Here is a 15791-nt window from a genome sequence, read left to right on the forward strand (position 1 = left end):
CGACCGACATCTCGCAGGTTGCTCGCGGCGGTGTTCTCTTAATAAGTGATTTCGTTGCTCGCCCCGGGACAGGGCTCTCAGACACCCGGCATGCTCAGCCCCTGGCTGGCATTGCCCGGAGCGCAAGACCGCCTCGAAGTGTGGTCGAAGGCAGCCGGCCTGGACTTGGTCCGCCTCGGCACGACCGCAACTGCCGAAGAAATCACAGACACCTCGGTGACACAGCCCCTCGTCGTCGCCGCCGCTCTGCTGGCATACGAGGAAATCGAATCACGCGGGCTGCTCGGCACCGACGTCATCGCTGCCGGCCATTCGGTGGGTGAACTTGCCGCCGCTGCGGTCGCCGGAGTGATCTCCGCTGACGACGCGGTTGCACTTGCTGCAATTCGCGGCGCCGAGATGGCCAAGGCCTGCGCACTCGAGCCGACCGGCATGTCGGCAGTTCTCGGTGGAGACGAAGCCGAAGTACTCGCACGACTCGAAGAACTCGGACTCGAAGCGGCCAACCGCAATGCGGCCGGCCAGATCGTGGCCGCCGGCCTGCTCACTGCACTCGAAGAACTCGCGGCGAATGCGCCCGAAAAGGCACGAGTCCGAGCACTGCCTGTCGCCGGCGCGTTCCACACCCGCTTCATGGCACCTGCACAGGACGCCGTCGCGGCTGCTGCCGCCAAGATCACCCCGTCCGATCCGACGCGCACGCTACTTTCCAACTCGGACGGCGCACCGGTTTCCTCGGGCGCCGACGCCCTCACCAAACTTGCCGCGCAGGTTACCCGCCCCGTTCGCTGGGATCTTTGCTCCGCTTCGTTGCGGACCGCAGAAGTCACCGCGATCGTGGAACTCCCGCCGGCCGGAACCCTCGTCGGAATTGCCAAGCGTGAAATGCGTGGCACACCGACGGTGGCCCTCAAGAACCCGGAGGATATCTCCGCACTGTCCGAGCTGACCTAGCTCGGACGGCCTACCGGCTGATCAGCCACAACGGCGGCCGGACGTTTCACCCCACCTCAATCGATCAAGAAGGGAGCCACACCAGTGGCCCACACTCAGGAAGAAATCATCGCGGAACTCGGCCAGATCGTGGAGGAGGTCACCGGTATCGAGCCTTCCGAGGTCACCGTTGACAAGTCCTTCGTGGACGACCTCGATATCGACTCCCTGTCCATGGTCGAGATCGCTGTTCAGACCGAAGACAAGTACGGCGTGAAGGTCCCCGACGAGGATCTTGCAGGCCTGCGCACCGTCGGCGACATCGTCGCGTACATCCAGAAGCTCGAAGCCGAAGGCGCCGAAGCCAAGAACGCAGAGTGAGCCGACCGTGACTTCCGCTTCTACCCGCAAAGGGAAATTCCCCGACATCGTCGTCACGAGCCTCGCGACGTCGACGTCGGTGGCTGGTGATGTGGATGGCACGTGGAAGGCGCTACTCGCCGGCGAAAGCGGCATCGGAATCCTCGATGACCCGTTCATCGACGAGTTCGACCTTCCCATTCGCATCGGCGGGCACCTGAAGGTTTCACCGGACGAGGGCTTGTCCCGCGTCGAAATTCGACGGATGAGCTGGGTGGAACGCCTTGCCCTCACGTTGAGTCGCACGGTCTGGAGCAACGCCGGCAGCCCTGAAGTCGATCAGGACCGCCTGGCCGTTGTCATCGGCACCGGACTCGGCGGCGGCGACACGCTCATCGACGCCGTCGACAAGCTCCGCGGCGGCGGATACCGCAAGGTGTCCCCGTTCTCGGTGCAGATGGTCATGCCCAACGGACCGGCCGCAACGGTCGGGCTCGAGCTCGGAGCACGCGGCGGCGTCATCACCCCGGTTTCAGCATGTTCGTCGGGTTCCGAGGCAATTGCTCACGCTCACCGCATGCTTGTCATGGGTGACGCGGACATGGTTGTGGCTGGTGGAGTCGAGAGCTTCATCGACGCGGTTCCGATCGCGAGCTTTGCCATGATGCGTGCGATGAGCACCAACAACGACAATCCGGCCGCAGCTTCACGTCCTTTCGACAAGGATCGCGACGGATTTGTCTTCGGCGAAGCCGGCGCCCTGATGATCCTCGAAACCGAGGAGCACGCAAAGGCACGCGGGGCAACGATTCACGCCCGCCTGCTTGGTTCCGGAATCACTTCGGACGGGTACCACATCGTGGCACCGCATCCGGAAGGCCTGGGCGCGGCGCGAGCCATGACCCGAGCAATCGAGATGGCCGGACTGACGAAGTCCGACATCAAGCACATCAACGCCCACGCCACTGCGACGCCGATCGGTGACATCGCAGAGGCAAAGGCAATCAACGCAGCGGTCGGCAATCACGCTGCGGTGTACGGCCCGAAATCCGCGCTGGGACACTCGATCGGCGCTGTCGGCGCCCTCGAATCAGTCCTGACGGTTCTGGCAGTGCGTGACGGGATCATCCCGCCCACGCTCAATGTTGACAGCCAGGATCCAGAGATCGATCTCGATGTCGTCAAGGGTGAACCCCGAACCGGCTCTTTCGATTTCGCACTGAACAACTCGTTCGGTTTCGGTGGGCACAATGTCGCGCTCGCCTTCGGTCGGGCCTAGCCCGAACCGCGGTTTGCACCTGTCCGCGGGTGTCGTTGCAACACAACGTCACCCGCGGACAACACCGACCTTTCGTTCCACCCAAGGCTCGTACTGAAGGAGGACGCGATGACCATCCTGGCCCCCGTGACAAAGTCCGAATCATCGACAGACCCGCGCGATCCTCTTGCGCGCCTGGAAAATCTGTTCGACCCCGGCACCACAGTTCCACTCCACGCCCGTGACAAGTCCGGTGTGCTTGCTGCTTCCGGAAACATCGACGGCGTCCGCACCATCGCATACTGCTCCGACGCCACCGTCATGGGCGGCGCCATGGGCGTCGACGGTTGCAAACACCTCGTCAAAGCCATCGATACCGCTATTGAGGAAGAGTCCCCCATCGTGGGCCTCTGGCACTCCGGTGGCGCGCGTCTGGCTGAAGGCGTCGAAGCACTCCACGCCGTCGGACTGGTCTTCGAGGCCATGGTCCGCGCGTCGGGTCTCGTACCTCAAATTTCCGTCGTGCTCGGCTTCGCGGCCGGCGGAGCCGCGTACGGTCCAGCCCTCACCGATGTCGTGATCATGGCCCCGGAAGGCCGAGTGTTCGTCACCGGCCCAGACGTAGTTCGCAGTGTCACCGGCGAACAGGTCGACATGGTTTCACTCGGCGGTCCGGACACGCACACCAAGAAGTCCGGTGTCGCGCACATCGCCGCACACGACGAGGCCGACGCATTGCACCGCGCACGCCGCCTGGTTTCGATGATGTGCGAGCAGGGTGAATTCGATCAGCGTGCGGCCGAGCTCGGCGACAGCGATTTGCGCGCCATGATGCCCGCGTCCGCAAAACGTGCGTACGACGTTCGTCCGATCGTTCACGAAATGCTCGACAACGTCGAAGGTGAGTCGAGTTTCGAAGAACTGCAAGGCAATTACGCGCGGAGCATCGTCACCGGTTTCGGTCGGATGGCCGGACGTACCGTTGGCGTCATTGCAAACAACCCGCTCCGACTCGGCGGATGCCTGAACTCCGAAAGCGCTGAGAAGGCCGCTCGATTCGTGCGACTGTGCAACGCATTCGGCGTGCCGCTCGTAGTCGTCGTCGACGTTCCCGGATATCTGCCGGGCGTCTCGATGGAGTGGGAAGGCGTTGTCCGACGCGGAGCGAAGTTACTTCACGCCTTCGCCGAGGCAACGGTCCCCCGCGTCACCGTCGTCACTCGAAAGATCTACGGCGGCGCATACATCGCGATGAACTCGAGAGCCCTCGGAGCAACGGCCGTATTCGCTTGGCCAAACTCCGAAGTTGCCGTGATGGGCGCGAAGGCTGCTGTCGGCATCCTGCACAAGCGGGCCCTCGCAGCTGCACCGGACGACGAGCGTGAAGCATTACACGACCGCCTCGCTGCCGAACACGAGGCAATCGCGGGCGGCGTCGACCGCGCGGTCGAAATCGGCGTCGTCGACGAGGAAATCGACCCGGCGAAGACTCGCAGCATCGTCACAGCTGCGCTCGCGTCTGCGCCGTCTGTCCGCGCGCGGCACAAGAACATTCCGCTCTGATATCCCCTGACAGTATCCCTTGACAGCAAGGTGGGCCTCGCCGATACGGCGGGGCCCACCTTTGTCATTCAAGTCTTAGTCGTTCAAGCCACGAGAGCACTCAGGGTTCAGGATGGACCTCGGTCAGCTGACGCGCCTTCGCAGCCATGTCACTTCGGCACCTTCGCCTGAACTCCGGAAGGGTTCGAGTTCCTCGTCCCACGGTGCGCCTATTGCCCGACCGATTTCGGCGGCGATGTCTCCACCGGAATTCATGATGGACCGCAGTTTCATCTCCCCGACGACGACATCACCGTTCGCACTGGTGGATCCGCGCCACAAACCGAGACCAGGTACATGGCTGTACCGTTCGCCGTCGACGCCGTGACTCGGGTCCTCAGTGACCTCGAAACGCAACATCGGCCACGCGCGTAGCGAATCGACCAGGCGGGCACAGGTTCCGACGGGACCTGTCCAATCCGTCGTTGCACGGAGAAGGCCGTCGTAGGCAGGCTGGGAGGTCCATCTGAGTTTGGCAGGGCTGTCCAACGTGGCGGACAGAGCCCAATCCACGTGCGGGCACAGCGCCGCGGGCGACGAGTGGATGTAAACCACACCAGTCGTCACGTCCGCGAATTGATTCATTTCGCGCACTCGAGCCTCCTGCTTCGACGAGGGACGTCTTCCCCAACGACCTCTGTCGAGTTCGTGCAGCACGCTCGATTGAACAGTGTGCCTTGTGTTACCCGTGTTGCGCCAGTGGAAGGAGAGAAATTTGTGCTCTATCGAGAAATTTCGCCGATCACGCCGTCGGACAATTCAGTCCACAAAGGTTTGGCCCAGTCACCGAAGTCGCGGTCGGTAAGTACGACGCACGCAGTATCGATCGCGGGATCGACCCACAGGAAAGTCCCCGATTGACCGAAATGACCGAAGGTTGCCGGCGAGTTCTCGAGCCCAGTCCAATGCGGACGCTTGTCGCCGCGAATTTCGAATCCGAGTCCCCAGTCGTTCGGGCGCTGAGAGCCGTAACCCGGAAGAATTCCGTTGAGCCCCGGGAACTGGACGGTTGTCGCCTCGGCGAACGTCTGCGTCGAGACAAGGGTCGGTGAGAGCAGTTCAGCCGCGAACTTGGCCAAGTCGTCTGCCGATGCCTGCGCACCGTGACCGGCCGGACCGACGAGAGCCGCACTGGTCATACCCAATGGCGCGAACACGGCCTCGGCTAGATAGTCGGCAAATTCGATCTCGGTCTCCCGGGAAACCAACTCGGCAAGTACCTCGAATCCCGCACTCGAATAGATCCGCTTCGACGCCACCGGCGCCTGAACGACACGTTCGGCGAATGCCAACCCCGACGCGTGCGCGAGGAGATGTCGAACCGTCGACCCCTCAGGTCCGGCCGGCCCGTCCAGCTCGACCGCCCCTTCCTCCACCGCGACGAGAATCGCGTAGGCGCACAACAGTTTTGTCACCGAAGCCAGAGGGAAAACGCGCGACTGATCGCCGCTGAAACCACGAACGCGGTCGCCCTCACCCGAGTTCTTCCCGGAGAGGACGACCGCTGCCGCATTGTCGACCGGCCACTGCTGAATTACGTCAAGACTGTGAGTACTGGGCACCCGATCAGACTACTGGCACAAGCGTTGCGCTTACGATCACCAGTCAGCTTCGGTGTACCGGATGACGCCGCGGATGTTCTTGCCATCCAACATGTCCTGGTAGCCGTCGTTCACACCTTCCAGGGTGTAGGTCCGAGTGACCATGTCGTCGAGGTTCAGCCTGCCTGCCTTGTACATCGCGAGGAGGTTCGGCACGTCCTGGCGAGCGTTACCACCGCCGAAGATGTTGCCCTGAAGATCCTTCTGAAGCATCGACATCAGGAACAGGTTCAGCTTTACGTCCATGTCCGTCAGATGCCCCATTGCGGTGACAACACAACGACCGGCCTTGGCCGTCAGAATCATCGCCTCTTCGACGTACTCACCCTTCATTTCGCCGACGGTGATGATCGTCTTCTGCGCCATGCGTCCATACGTGGCGTCGATGATCGGCTGAATGGCAGCGGCGGCGCTTTCGAACGCATGTGTTGCGCCGAACTTCAGAGCCTGCTCACGCTTCCACGGCACAGGATCGATGGCGAAGATGTAGCGGGCACCCGACGCAACAGCACCCTGCAGGGCACTGATACCGACGCCGCCAACGCCCATGATCACAACGTCTTCACCCGGCTTCACATCAGCGATGTGTGTTGCCGATCCCCAACCGGTGGGAACGCCGCAACCGACGAGTGCTGCAACCTCGAACGGAATGTCCTTGTCGATCTTCACAACCGACGACTGGTTCACGACCATGTAGGGCGAGAACGTCCCTAGCAGGCACATCGGGATCACGTTTTCGCCGCGAGCCTGGATTCGGTAGGTGCCGTCGCTGATGGCCTGGCCGCTGAGCAGGCCCATCCCGAGGTCACACAGATTCTGATGGCCGGCCGAACACGCCGGACAGGTTCCACAAGCCGGAATGAAGGACAGGACGACGTGGTCGCCGACCTCCAACCCCTTGACCTCTGGGCCGAGCTTGGTGATGACGCCCGAACCCTCGTGCCCACCCATGACGGGGAACGACGGCATCGGGGTCGCGCCGGTGACGATGTGGTGATCGGAGTGGCACATTCCGGCCGCTTCCATGCGAATCTGAACTTCGCCGGCTACCGGCTCGCCGATCTCGATCTCCTCGACGGACCACTTCTCGTTGAGGCCCCACAGGATTGCACCCTTGGTCTTCACGTCACTTCACCCTTTCATTCGCACACCCGCATCTATCTCTGTGACCATAGCCACAAAACTACGAAATTGGAACGTGTTCTAACGAAAGATTTTGCGGTGCAGGTCAGCCGTCCAAATGACCTGGCACAACCGGCGTGGCAACGACGAAAAAATGACCCACTGAGTGGGACACGTCTTCCTGCCTCACCGAAATCACAGTCTCACCGAAACCACGGTCGCGCCGAAACCACGGTCATCACGAGAGCACGCACCTTGGACTCCGCCTCCGGCAGTCAAGTCGGATGCGGAGCCTGGGCGTGTTCTGTTGTGCCTGAGGTTGGACCCTCTCAAGTTTTGAAGGTGGTGTTCGCCGGCCTGGGCTGCTGCCCGGGGTCGATCGAGGGCGGCGGGATGAACCACGGTTTGTTGTCGACACCGATCCGGATTTCCCACTTGCCGACGAACCCGGATTTACGGTGCATCAACCGGTGATGCGAACGGCACAGCAGGACAAGGTTGTTCATCACCGTCGGACCGCCGTTCGCCCAGTGCCGGATATGGTGCGCGTCGGTCCACGCCGGTACGCACGAACAACCGGGGAACGCACAGCCGCTGTCGCGGGCGATGAGGGCGACGCGTTGTTCAGCGGTGACCAACCGTTTTCCGGGTCTCGTATCCAACGGTGCGCCGTGATCGTCGAGCAGGACGGTGGACAGGAAGCAGTCGCACCCGAGGAGTCTGGTCTGTGAGACCGAGAGTGGCCCGAGCCAGGGCATGTGCCCGACATCAAGATCGGCCGGGCCCAGAGAGCCGTCATCACCCGAATCCGAAGACTGTGCGGCACAATCCCGATGCTCAGCGAGATCGCGGGCATTGATATGCACGTTCACGTGCGGTCGTTGGCCGCCGTCGGTTCCGGTTTTTGCGCAGTCCAGATATCGGCGGATCAGTTCGGTGAACCCGTCCGCCGTCCGCTTCGCCGCGGACCGTGCGTCGGGGGTTCCATCCGGTGCCGGGGTCGGCATCGTCAGATTCGACAGGGCGGAGAGCAGCATTTCGCCGGTGAGGGCGTCGAAATCGCCGCGCACCACCACCCGACCATTAAGTGTCGAGGCGATGCGCAACTCATTGAGATCCACGTCTTCGGCGGGTGGAATCTCATCCGATTCGAACACCCGCTCCAAGGTCGCGATGACGTGCCGCACCTTCGTCGTCGTCGCCTCCACCCCCGAGGCTGCAGCGAGCAAGAGGTCGATGCACTTCGGTAGCGCTTCCTCCGGCATCCCCTTCGGCGGGGATTCGCAGAACGTCACGATCAAGACGGCGTGATCGAACGAGCAATCCCCATCATCGAAGCCTGCCGCCACAGCCGGAAACGGCCGTAGCGCGGCACCCAGGGCGGCGATCTTCTTCCCGTCCCGAACCTGCAGCATCGTGTTCGCCGCCAACCACGCACCGACACCGCGGCTGGCGATCACCTGATCATCCGGACGCATCGACAGTTCGTCCACTACCGCCACCCGAACGGCTTCCAGCCGAAGAATCTCCGCACTCGCCTCGACAGCCGCAGCGCGCAACTCGGCAGCAGACAACCGCCACAGACGTCCGCGTATCCCCACCGCAGAACCAGACACCACGTCCGACAACAAGACACTCATAGAATCCCCCGATCCCCTCCCCAAAGCATACTCGAACACACGTTCGAGTCAAGGGGGTTTCTCGAATCAATCCACCGAGCGTCCCGGAACCACCAGACCGCATTGATAGGCCAGAACCACCAACTGTGCGCGGTCACGGACATCAAGTTTTGTCATCGCCCGGTTCACGTGCGTTTTTGCCGTGACAGCGCTGATCACCAACTCCGCGGCGATCTCGTCGTTGGACATCCCCATAGCAACGAGAGTTACCACTTCGAGTTCACGCGGCGTCAATTGACCGAAGATCCCAGAAGTCGAGTCTGCCCGCGACGGGATGGAAAGGAATCGAGTAATCAACGCACTGGTCGCAATCGGCGACAACAACGAGTTGCCACTTGCGACCGTCCGAACAGCATCCAGCAGATCTTCAGCCCGGATCCCTTTGCCGATAAAGCCGCTGGCACCCGCCCGGATCGCCTGTGCCACATGCTCATCCACCTCGAATGTCGTCAGGATCAACACGTGTACGTCGGACAAATCCGGATGATCGGCGATCATGGCGGTTGCTTGGACACCGCTGGTGCCCGGCATTCGAATATCCATGAGTACAACGTCAGGTCGGTGTTCGAGCGCTGCCTGGAACGCCTGCTCTCCGTCCGCCGCCTCGGCGACCACCTCCATGTCGTCTTCAGAACCGATGAGCAGTGCAAGCGTTTGCCGAAAGAGCGCCTGATCGTCCGCCACTACTACCCGAACAGTCACAGCGATTCCTCACGCAGAGAACCGCTCGACACTGACACAAGCGGAAGTTGCGCGTCCACACGAAATCCCCCGTCCGCACGGAATCCTGCTGACACCTCGCCTCCCATTGCCTGAGCCCTCTCCTTCATCCCCAGCAGTCCGTACCCGGGTGGCGAAGTCGAAGGCACTGCTGTTCCGGAGTTTTCGACTGTCAGCACCAGAACCTCGGCTTCGTACGACAACGACACGGTGACGGCCCCTGGCAGAGCATGCTTGCTCGCATTCACGAGTGCCTCCTGGATAATTCGGTACGCCGTGAGATCTACTGCGGGCCCGAGCGAGCGAACAGAACCCACAGCGCGCACCTCGATTTCCATTCCTGCACTGACGAATTGATCCACCAGTGCCGGTAGATCCGAAAGCCCCGGAGCCGGCTTCATCGAGCGATCGCCGTCCTGCGCATCACGGAGAACACCAACGGTGGCCCGAATCTCGTCCAGTGCGGCCTTGGATGTTTCTTCCACTCCGCGTAGTGCAGTCGTCGCTTTCTCCGGGTCTTTCCCGATCAGGTGCGACGCGACCCCAACTTGCAGATTGACCAATGCTATGTGGTGCGCGACGACGTCGTGCAGGTCTCGCGCTATCCGCATTCTTTCTTCGACGACCCGGTGTCGAGCCTCGTCCTCGCGCATTCTTTCCGCTTGTACCGCACGCTCTTCGACGGACTCCAGATATGCACGGCGAGAACGGACCTCAGCGCCGGCGAAACTCGCCATCAGCAACCAAGACAACAACCCCAGCGCTTCCTGTAGGAGGTTGTTTCCTACTCCCAGGAAAGTCGTGACAAGCATCAGCGATCCGACTGTGATTGCCGCTGCGAAAAAGGTCTTCCGGCGGTCACTCGTGCTGGCAACGTAATAGAGGCATACCATCGCCGCCGAACCTGTGCCGGCATTCGGCGGCGCCGACAGCGCAATCATCAAAACGCCGAGAAGCACTGCCACCGCGAGCGCCGAGAACGGATAGCGCCTTCGGAACACGATGGTTGCGGCTGCAATAGCTGTCACGACGACTCCCACAACCGTGACCTCGCGGGTCTCATTGCCGTCGAGCGCGATGCGGTGCGCCGTCCACGTGGCAAGGAGCACGAGGATGGTCAGTGCCAGGTCGATGGTGCGCGGGTGTTCCGCACACCATCGACCCCACGTCGAAGTCGAGGTCATCGATCTACCGTATCCGGATCACACCGACAACTTGTCGTTCGCGGGCTCAGTGGAATCCTTCGAATCTGCGAGCAGCGCAGTCAACTGCTCCCCCTCGACATCGACGTTCGGGACCAACCGGTCCAGCCAAGCTGGGAACCACCATGCCTTCGAGCCCAACAGGGACATGACGGCCGGAACGACTGTCATGCGAATCACGAAGGCGTCGAACAGAACCGCGAACGAAAGTCCGAGTCCGATCTGCATGATGAAGGCGTCGCCGCCGAAGATGAAGCCCGCGAAAACGGCGATCATGATGAGCGCCGCGGCCGTGACCACTCGGGCACCCTGGTCGAAGCCCTTCACGACTGCTTCGTCCGGTCCGTCACCGTGGACGTACGCTTCACGCATTCTGGTCACCAGGAACACCTGATAGTCCATCGCCAACCCGAAGACTATGCCGATCATGAAGATGGGCAACATCGCGACAACTGATCCGGTTTGACCTTCGATTCCGAGAATCCCGGCGAACCAACCCCACTGGAAGATCGCGACCAGCACACCGAACGTCGCGCCGATGGAGAGCAGAAATCCGAGAGTTGCCTTTAGCGGTACCAGTATCGAGCGGAATACCAACATCAAGAGGATGAAGGCGAGGCCGACGACCAATGCGAGATAAGGCACCAGGGCATCGGCCAGGCGGTCCGAGACGTCGATCGTCAAGGCTGTCTGACCGGTGACCGACATCGTGGCCCCGGTCTCGTCGGTCAGCGATCCGGCGACCGCTCGAATATCGGCGACGAGCGCCTTGGTTGCCTCGGTTTCCGGGCCACTCGACGGAACCACTGTGATCACTGCTGTGTCACCGGCTTGATTGAGCGCGGGCGGTGACACTGCCGCTACGTCGGGCAGAGCACCGAGTTTCTCCTGGGCCCCACTCAATGCCGATGCCGGATCTGCGGCGTCGGCAACGTCGACGACCACCATCAGCGGACCGCTGAACCCGGCACCGAATCCCTCGGAAAGTCGGTCGGTGGCTCGGGCGGCAGTGGTGTCGGGCACCGGTGGGCTCGCCAAGCTCAGGTTGATGCCGAAGGTGGGGATCGCCAGCAATCCCAGCCCGAGAACTGACGCGAGCAAAACCGGAACTCGACGCCGGATCACGAACTTGGCCCATCGCGAGCCTGCGCCTTCCTTCGTTTTGCGATGCGTCAACTGACCACCGGACGCAAGCAGGCGACGATCGGATCGGCTCAAAACGCGCGATCCTGCAAATCCCAGCGTGGCGGGCAGCAGAGTCAGTGAAATCACCACGGCAACAGCAACTGCGAACGCCGCAGCCAGACCCATGCTCGTCAGGAACGGGATGTTCACGACGAACAATCCTGCCAATGCGATGAGCACGGTCAACCCCGCGAACACTACGGCCGATCCCGCTGTCCCGGCTGCGCGGCCCGCTGCGATTTCGGGATCATGTCCGTCACGTAGTTCTGAGCGGTAGCGCGAGACGATGAACAGCGAGTAGTCGATCGCCACGGCCAGACCCAGCATCATTGCCAGGACGGTTGTGCTCGAACCCAATTCGATGAAGCCCGTTGCGATGGTGATCGTGCAGATCGCGATGCCGATGCCGATGAGTGCACTGATCAACGGAAGCCCTGCCGCCACCAACGAACCGAAAGTGACCGTCAGGACCACCGCGGCGATCGCGACGCCGATCACTTCGCCCATCGATTCGGCACTGCTTTCCATCAGCACGTTGCCGGCGACATCGACCGCCAGTCCCGAACCCGCAGCGTCGTGAACGGCGGACTCGAGCAGTTCTTTCGAGCTGTCCGGCAAGTCCATCGAGTCGGCGGTATAGGAGACCTGCATGTATCCGATCGTCCCAGTCGACGACACTCCCCCGGAGGCATACGGATCCGATACCGCTGCAACCTCGGGATCCTTCCCGAGCGCAGAGACCAAGTCACTGACGGATTGTCGAATCGCCGGATCGGTGAGCGTCGTGCCCGCAGGAGATTCGAAGACGATGCGAGCACTGGCTCCGTCGGTGGACGATTGCGGAAATCTCTCAGCCAGAAGATCTTGCGCCGCTTGCGATTCGGTGCCCGGAATCGACAACGTGTTGACCGTCGGACCGGACAACGTTGCTGCGCCCACTCCGCCCGCCACCAGCAGGACGAGCCAGAAGCCCACCATCGCCCAGCGGCGCCGAAACGCAAGTCTCGAGAGTTTGTACAGAAATATCGACATGCGTATCACTGTGCCGATACACGACCCCGTCGCACATCGTGCACAGGTAGACACTTACGCGTACTGCGCTCGCAGTAGGGCGGTAGTCCCCAGGGCTAGCCGAGCAGGCCCAACTCCCTCGACCACGGCGGATCCGCCCCCGGTCGCGACACCGTGACGGCTGCCGCGCGCGCAGCGAAGATCAACGCAGCCGTCCAATCGGACTCGGAAAACCCACGCAGAACGGCGGCGTCGAGTGCGTCGTGTCGATCAAGGTAAGCCAACAGGGCTCCGTGTACCGTATCGCCCGCACCGATCGTGTCCGCGACGTCAACCGCGGGCGCCGACACCGAAACATCGAGTTCGCTGGTGATCAACCGCAACCCATCACCACCACGGGTGAGCAGCACGGCGCCGACGCCTTCGTCCAGCCACTCGGTGCCGTCGACCGAACCCAACCACTGGGCGTCGTCGTCGCTCACCTTGAGGATGTCGATGGACGGTAACCACGACCGAAACCGTCGTCGATAGGCGTCTGGGTCTGCGATCACCGCCGGGCGAATGTTGGGGTCCACCATGGTGAGTCGACCGCGGGCATGAGCTTCGTGCAGCATCGCTTCGTAGGCAGAGGCGCCGGGCTCGAGCACTAGCGACAACGTTCCGAACGAGAACGCCCGAGCAGAGGGAAGTTTCGGCAGCGCAAACTGTCGATCCGCCGTTCCCTCGAGATAGAAGGAGTACCGCGCTCCCCCGTCCGCAGCAAGATTCACGACGGCCAAAGTTGTCGGCTCGGGTCCGCGTTCGACTCCGGTTGTGTCGACGTTCGACGCGGCCAGCGAGTCGATCATCCGATCTCCGAACGCGTCGGTGGACAAGCGAGAGACGAATCCCACGTCAGAGCCGAGTCGACCTAGTGCGATCGCAACGTTGAACGGCCCCCCGCCCAATTTGGGCGAGAAGTTATCCCCCACCGGCACCAGATCGACCAGTCCCTCACCACACACCACGACGGATCGTTCGCGTGTATCACTCATCGGTAGACCCTAACCTTCTTGCCAATCGACGATGGATGTGACCTGCTCGGCACGAACGAATTCGGGTGCCGAGCAGGTCACGATTGTGGAGGGGGTTCAGCTACCCACGCGCTCGCCGGTCGTGGGGTCGAAGAGGTGAACAGGACCGTCCACCCGCTCGAATCCGAGCGTCTGGCCGTACTGCAACTTCGATCGCCCGCCGGTGCGTGCGACGAGCGAAATCGGATCGGATTCCGTGCCGGGTACGTGCGCGTAGATGTACGACTCGTTGCCCAGTTCCTCGACCAGGTCGATCTGAGCTGCGATTCCGTCTCCGGCCGCGACCACCTGGAATTGTTCAGGCCGAATTCCCACGGTGACCGAACTCAGACCGGCTGCGGCGATTGCCGTCATCTGCTCGCGGTCGAGCGGAACTTCGACGGCACCGAAGCGGACGCCACCCGAACTGACCGGCACCGTCACCAAGTTCATTCCCGGAGATCCGATGAATCCGGCAACAAAAGCATTGGCGGGCCGATCGTAAAGTTCGGTCGGAGAGGCGAACTGCTGCAACTTACCGCCTTTGAGCACCGCCACACGATCACCCATCGTCATCGCTTCCACCTGATCGTGCGTGACGTAGACGGTGGTAGTTCCGAGACGACGCTGCAATGCGGCGATCTGAGTACGCGTCTGGACGCGTAGCTTGGCGTCGAGGTTGGAAAGCGGCTCGTCCATGCAGAACACTTGCGGTTCACGAACGATGGCACGGCCCATCGCAACTCGCTGCCGCTGACCACCGGAAAGCTTGGCAGGCTTGCGGTCGAGATACTCCGTCAAGTCAAGAAGTTTGGCCGCTTCCGCAACTTTCTTCTTTCGCTCCTCGACGGGCACACCGCGCATCTTCAGCGCGAACCCCATGTTCTCACCGACGGTTTTGTTGGGGTAAAGCGCATAGTTCTGGAAGACCATCGCGATGTCACGGTCCTTCGACGGGACATCGGTCATGTCCTTGCCGTTGATGGTGATCGCGCCCGAATCGATGTCCTCGAGCCCCGCCAACATGCGTAGTGCCGTGGACTTTCCGGAACCCGACGGACCGACGAGCACGATGAACTCACCGTCGTTGATGTCGAGATCGAGTGAATCGACAGCGAGAGTGCCTGCACCTTCGTAGATGCAAGACGCTTTCTGGTACGAGATTTCAGCCATGACGAACTCCTGAGAAGGGTGAGGAGAATTATTTGATTGCACCGAAGGACAGGCCGCGCACCAGTTTGTTCTGGGCGAACCAACCGGCCAAGATGACGGGCAATGCCGCCATGGTCGCTGCCGCGGACAGCCGAGCCCAGTACAGGCCCTCGCCCGTGATGAACCCGACCAAGAAGACCGGAATCGTTTGTGCTTGAACAGCTGTCAGATTGACGGCGAAGAAGAACTCATTCCACGAGAAGATCACGCAGATCAGTGCGGTGGCAGCGATGCCAGGTGAGATCAGAGGCAGGATCACCTCGCGAACCGACGTCCACAGGCTGGCACCGTCCATGCTTGCCGCCTCGAGAAGTTCGCCGGGAACCTCCAGAAAGAAGGAGCGCATCATCCACACCGCGATCGGCAGATTCATCGAGGTGTACAGGATGACCAGGGCCCAGATGTTGTCGAGCAGGCCGATGTCGTTGACGATCACGTACAGCGGCACGATCGCTGCCACGACCGGGAGCATCTTCGTACTGATGAAGAAGAACAGAACGTCCTGGGTCTTGGCGACCGGCCGGAGCGACAAGGCAAATGCCGCCGGAACACCAAGTAGCAGAACCAGAATGGTCGACATTCCCGTGGCGAAGGCAGAGTTCGCCAGTGTCGTACCGAGGCCGGAGTCGAGGACGGCTCGGAACTGCTCGAGGGTCGGGGTGAAGAACAGCTTCGGCGGATCGGTGTACGCGTCCGCCTCGGTCTTGAACGCGGTCAGGACCATCCAGAAGACAGGAAAGAAGAACCCGAGGGCCGCGATCCACGCCACGACCGACCACGGACTGAACTTACCGCTCTTTTTCTTCTTGACGACGGGCTTGTCGGTCGTCGCACTTGTCATCTCTACGGCAGTC

14 protein-coding genes are annotated in these 15791 nt (G+C 61.8%); 4 read left to right on the forward strand and 10 right to left on the reverse strand.

What is annotated here, in order from left to right; genetic code table 11:
- The first annotated feature begins 45 nt into the window (after positions 1-45).
- From ACWF6P_RS21060 to ACWF6P_RS21075, 4 genes are all read left to right on the forward strand, one after another.
- Positions 46-954 (forward strand): ACP S-malonyltransferase, encoded by a 909-nt coding sequence (locus tag ACWF6P_RS21060; RefSeq protein ID WP_452622336.1) that lies wholly within the window; start codon positions 46-48, stop codon positions 952-954.
- Positions 955-1038: 84 nt separating this feature from the next.
- A complete protein-coding gene (gene acpM / locus ACWF6P_RS21065; protein WP_003941649.1) occupies positions 1039-1314 on the forward strand; it encodes a meromycolate extension acyl carrier protein AcpM in 276 nt (91 codons plus the stop codon).
- A gap of 7 nt (positions 1315-1321) precedes the next feature.
- On the forward strand, positions 1322-2572 hold the full coding sequence (locus tag ACWF6P_RS21070; protein ID WP_003941591.1) for a KasA/KasB family beta-ketoacyl-ACP synthase: 1251 nt from the start codon (positions 1322-1324) through the stop codon (positions 2570-2572).
- Positions 2573-2680: 108 nt separating this feature from the next.
- The gene (locus ACWF6P_RS21075; protein WP_452622337.1) at positions 2681-4114 is read left to right on the forward strand and encodes an acyl-CoA carboxylase subunit beta; all 1434 of its coding nucleotides are present in this window, start codon (positions 2681-2683) and stop codon (positions 4112-4114) included.
- Positions 4115-4237: 123 nt separating this feature from the next.
- On the opposite strand, the gene ACWF6P_RS21080 is transcribed toward ACWF6P_RS21075, so the two are convergent.
- From ACWF6P_RS21080 to ACWF6P_RS21125, 10 genes are all read right to left on the reverse strand, one after another.
- Entirely contained in the window at positions 4238-4747 is a 510-nt protein-coding gene (locus ACWF6P_RS21080; RefSeq protein ID WP_378447935.1) for a DUF3145 domain-containing protein, read from the reverse strand.
- 128 nt (positions 4748-4875) lie between these two features.
- Positions 4876-5715, reverse strand: coding sequence for a serine hydrolase domain-containing protein (locus ACWF6P_RS21085; protein WP_452622338.1), 840 nt, complete (start codon positions 5713-5715; stop codon positions 4876-4878).
- Positions 5716-5751: 36 nt separating this feature from the next.
- Positions 5752-6879 (reverse strand): NDMA-dependent alcohol dehydrogenase, encoded by a 1128-nt coding sequence (locus ACWF6P_RS21090; protein ID WP_378538502.1) that lies wholly within the window; start codon positions 6877-6879, stop codon positions 5752-5754.
- 326 nt (positions 6880-7205) lie between these two features.
- Positions 7206-8516, reverse strand: a complete 1311-nt coding sequence (locus tag ACWF6P_RS21095; RefSeq protein ID WP_452622339.1) for a DUF222 domain-containing protein — start codon at positions 8514-8516, stop codon at positions 7206-7208.
- Positions 8517-8582: 66 nt separating this feature from the next.
- Positions 8583-9257, reverse strand: coding sequence for a response regulator transcription factor (locus ACWF6P_RS21100; RefSeq protein ID WP_452622340.1), 675 nt, complete (start codon positions 9255-9257; stop codon positions 8583-8585).
- Positions 9254-10459, reverse strand: a complete 1206-nt coding sequence (locus ACWF6P_RS21105; RefSeq protein ID WP_452622341.1) for a sensor histidine kinase — start codon at positions 10457-10459, stop codon at positions 9254-9256. Before ACWF6P_RS21105 ends, ACWF6P_RS21100 begins: the two co-directional genes overlap by 4 nt.
- An 18-nt stretch (positions 10460-10477) precedes the next feature.
- On the reverse strand, positions 10478-12694 hold the full coding sequence (locus ACWF6P_RS21110) for an MMPL family transporter (RefSeq protein ID WP_452622342.1): 2217 nt from the start codon (positions 12692-12694) through the stop codon (positions 10478-10480).
- Between the two features lie 95 nt (positions 12695-12789).
- Positions 12790-13707, reverse strand: a complete 918-nt coding sequence (locus ACWF6P_RS21115; protein ID WP_452622343.1) for a carbohydrate kinase family protein — start codon at positions 13705-13707, stop codon at positions 12790-12792.
- 96 nt (positions 13708-13803) lie between these two features.
- A complete protein-coding gene (locus ACWF6P_RS21120; protein ID WP_378538487.1) occupies positions 13804-14898 on the reverse strand; it encodes an ABC transporter ATP-binding protein in 1095 nt (364 codons plus the stop codon).
- A 28-nt stretch (positions 14899-14926) separates the two neighbouring features.
- Positions 14927-15778 (reverse strand): carbohydrate ABC transporter permease, encoded by an 852-nt coding sequence (locus ACWF6P_RS21125; protein WP_452622424.1) that lies wholly within the window; start codon positions 15776-15778, stop codon positions 14927-14929.
- Positions 15779-15791: the final 13 nt, after the last annotated feature.

This window comes from Rhodococcus sp. NPDC055024, from assembly GCF_053608585.1.

What these genes read in the sequence shown, in the direction of transcription:
- ACWF6P_RS21115 (WP_452622343.1), bottom strand. Translation starts at nt 13,707, where the DNA reads ATGAGTGATACACGCGAACGATCCGTCGTGGTGTGTGGTGAGGGACTG.
- ACWF6P_RS21125 (WP_452622424.1), bottom strand. Translation starts at nt 15,778, where the DNA reads ATGACAAGTGCGACGACCGACAAGCCCGTCGTCAAGAAGAAAAAGAGC.
- ACWF6P_RS21095 (WP_452622339.1), bottom strand. Translation starts at nt 8,516, where the DNA reads ATGAGTGTCTTGTTGTCGGACGTGGTGTCTGGTTCTGCGGTGGGGATA.
- ACWF6P_RS21105 (WP_452622341.1), bottom strand. Translation starts at nt 10,459, where the DNA reads ATGACCTCGACTTCGACGTGGGGTCGATGGTGTGCGGAACACCCGCGC.
- ACWF6P_RS21110 (WP_452622342.1), bottom strand. Translation starts at nt 12,694, where the DNA reads ATGTCGATATTTCTGTACAAACTCTCGAGACTTGCGTTTCGGCGCCGC.
- ACWF6P_RS21075 (WP_452622337.1), top strand. Translation starts at nt 2,681, where the DNA reads ATGACCATCCTGGCCCCCGTGACAAAGTCCGAATCATCGACAGACCCG.
- ACWF6P_RS21120 (WP_378538487.1), bottom strand. Translation starts at nt 14,898, where the DNA reads ATGGCTGAAATCTCGTACCAGAAAGCGTCTTGCATCTACGAAGGTGCA.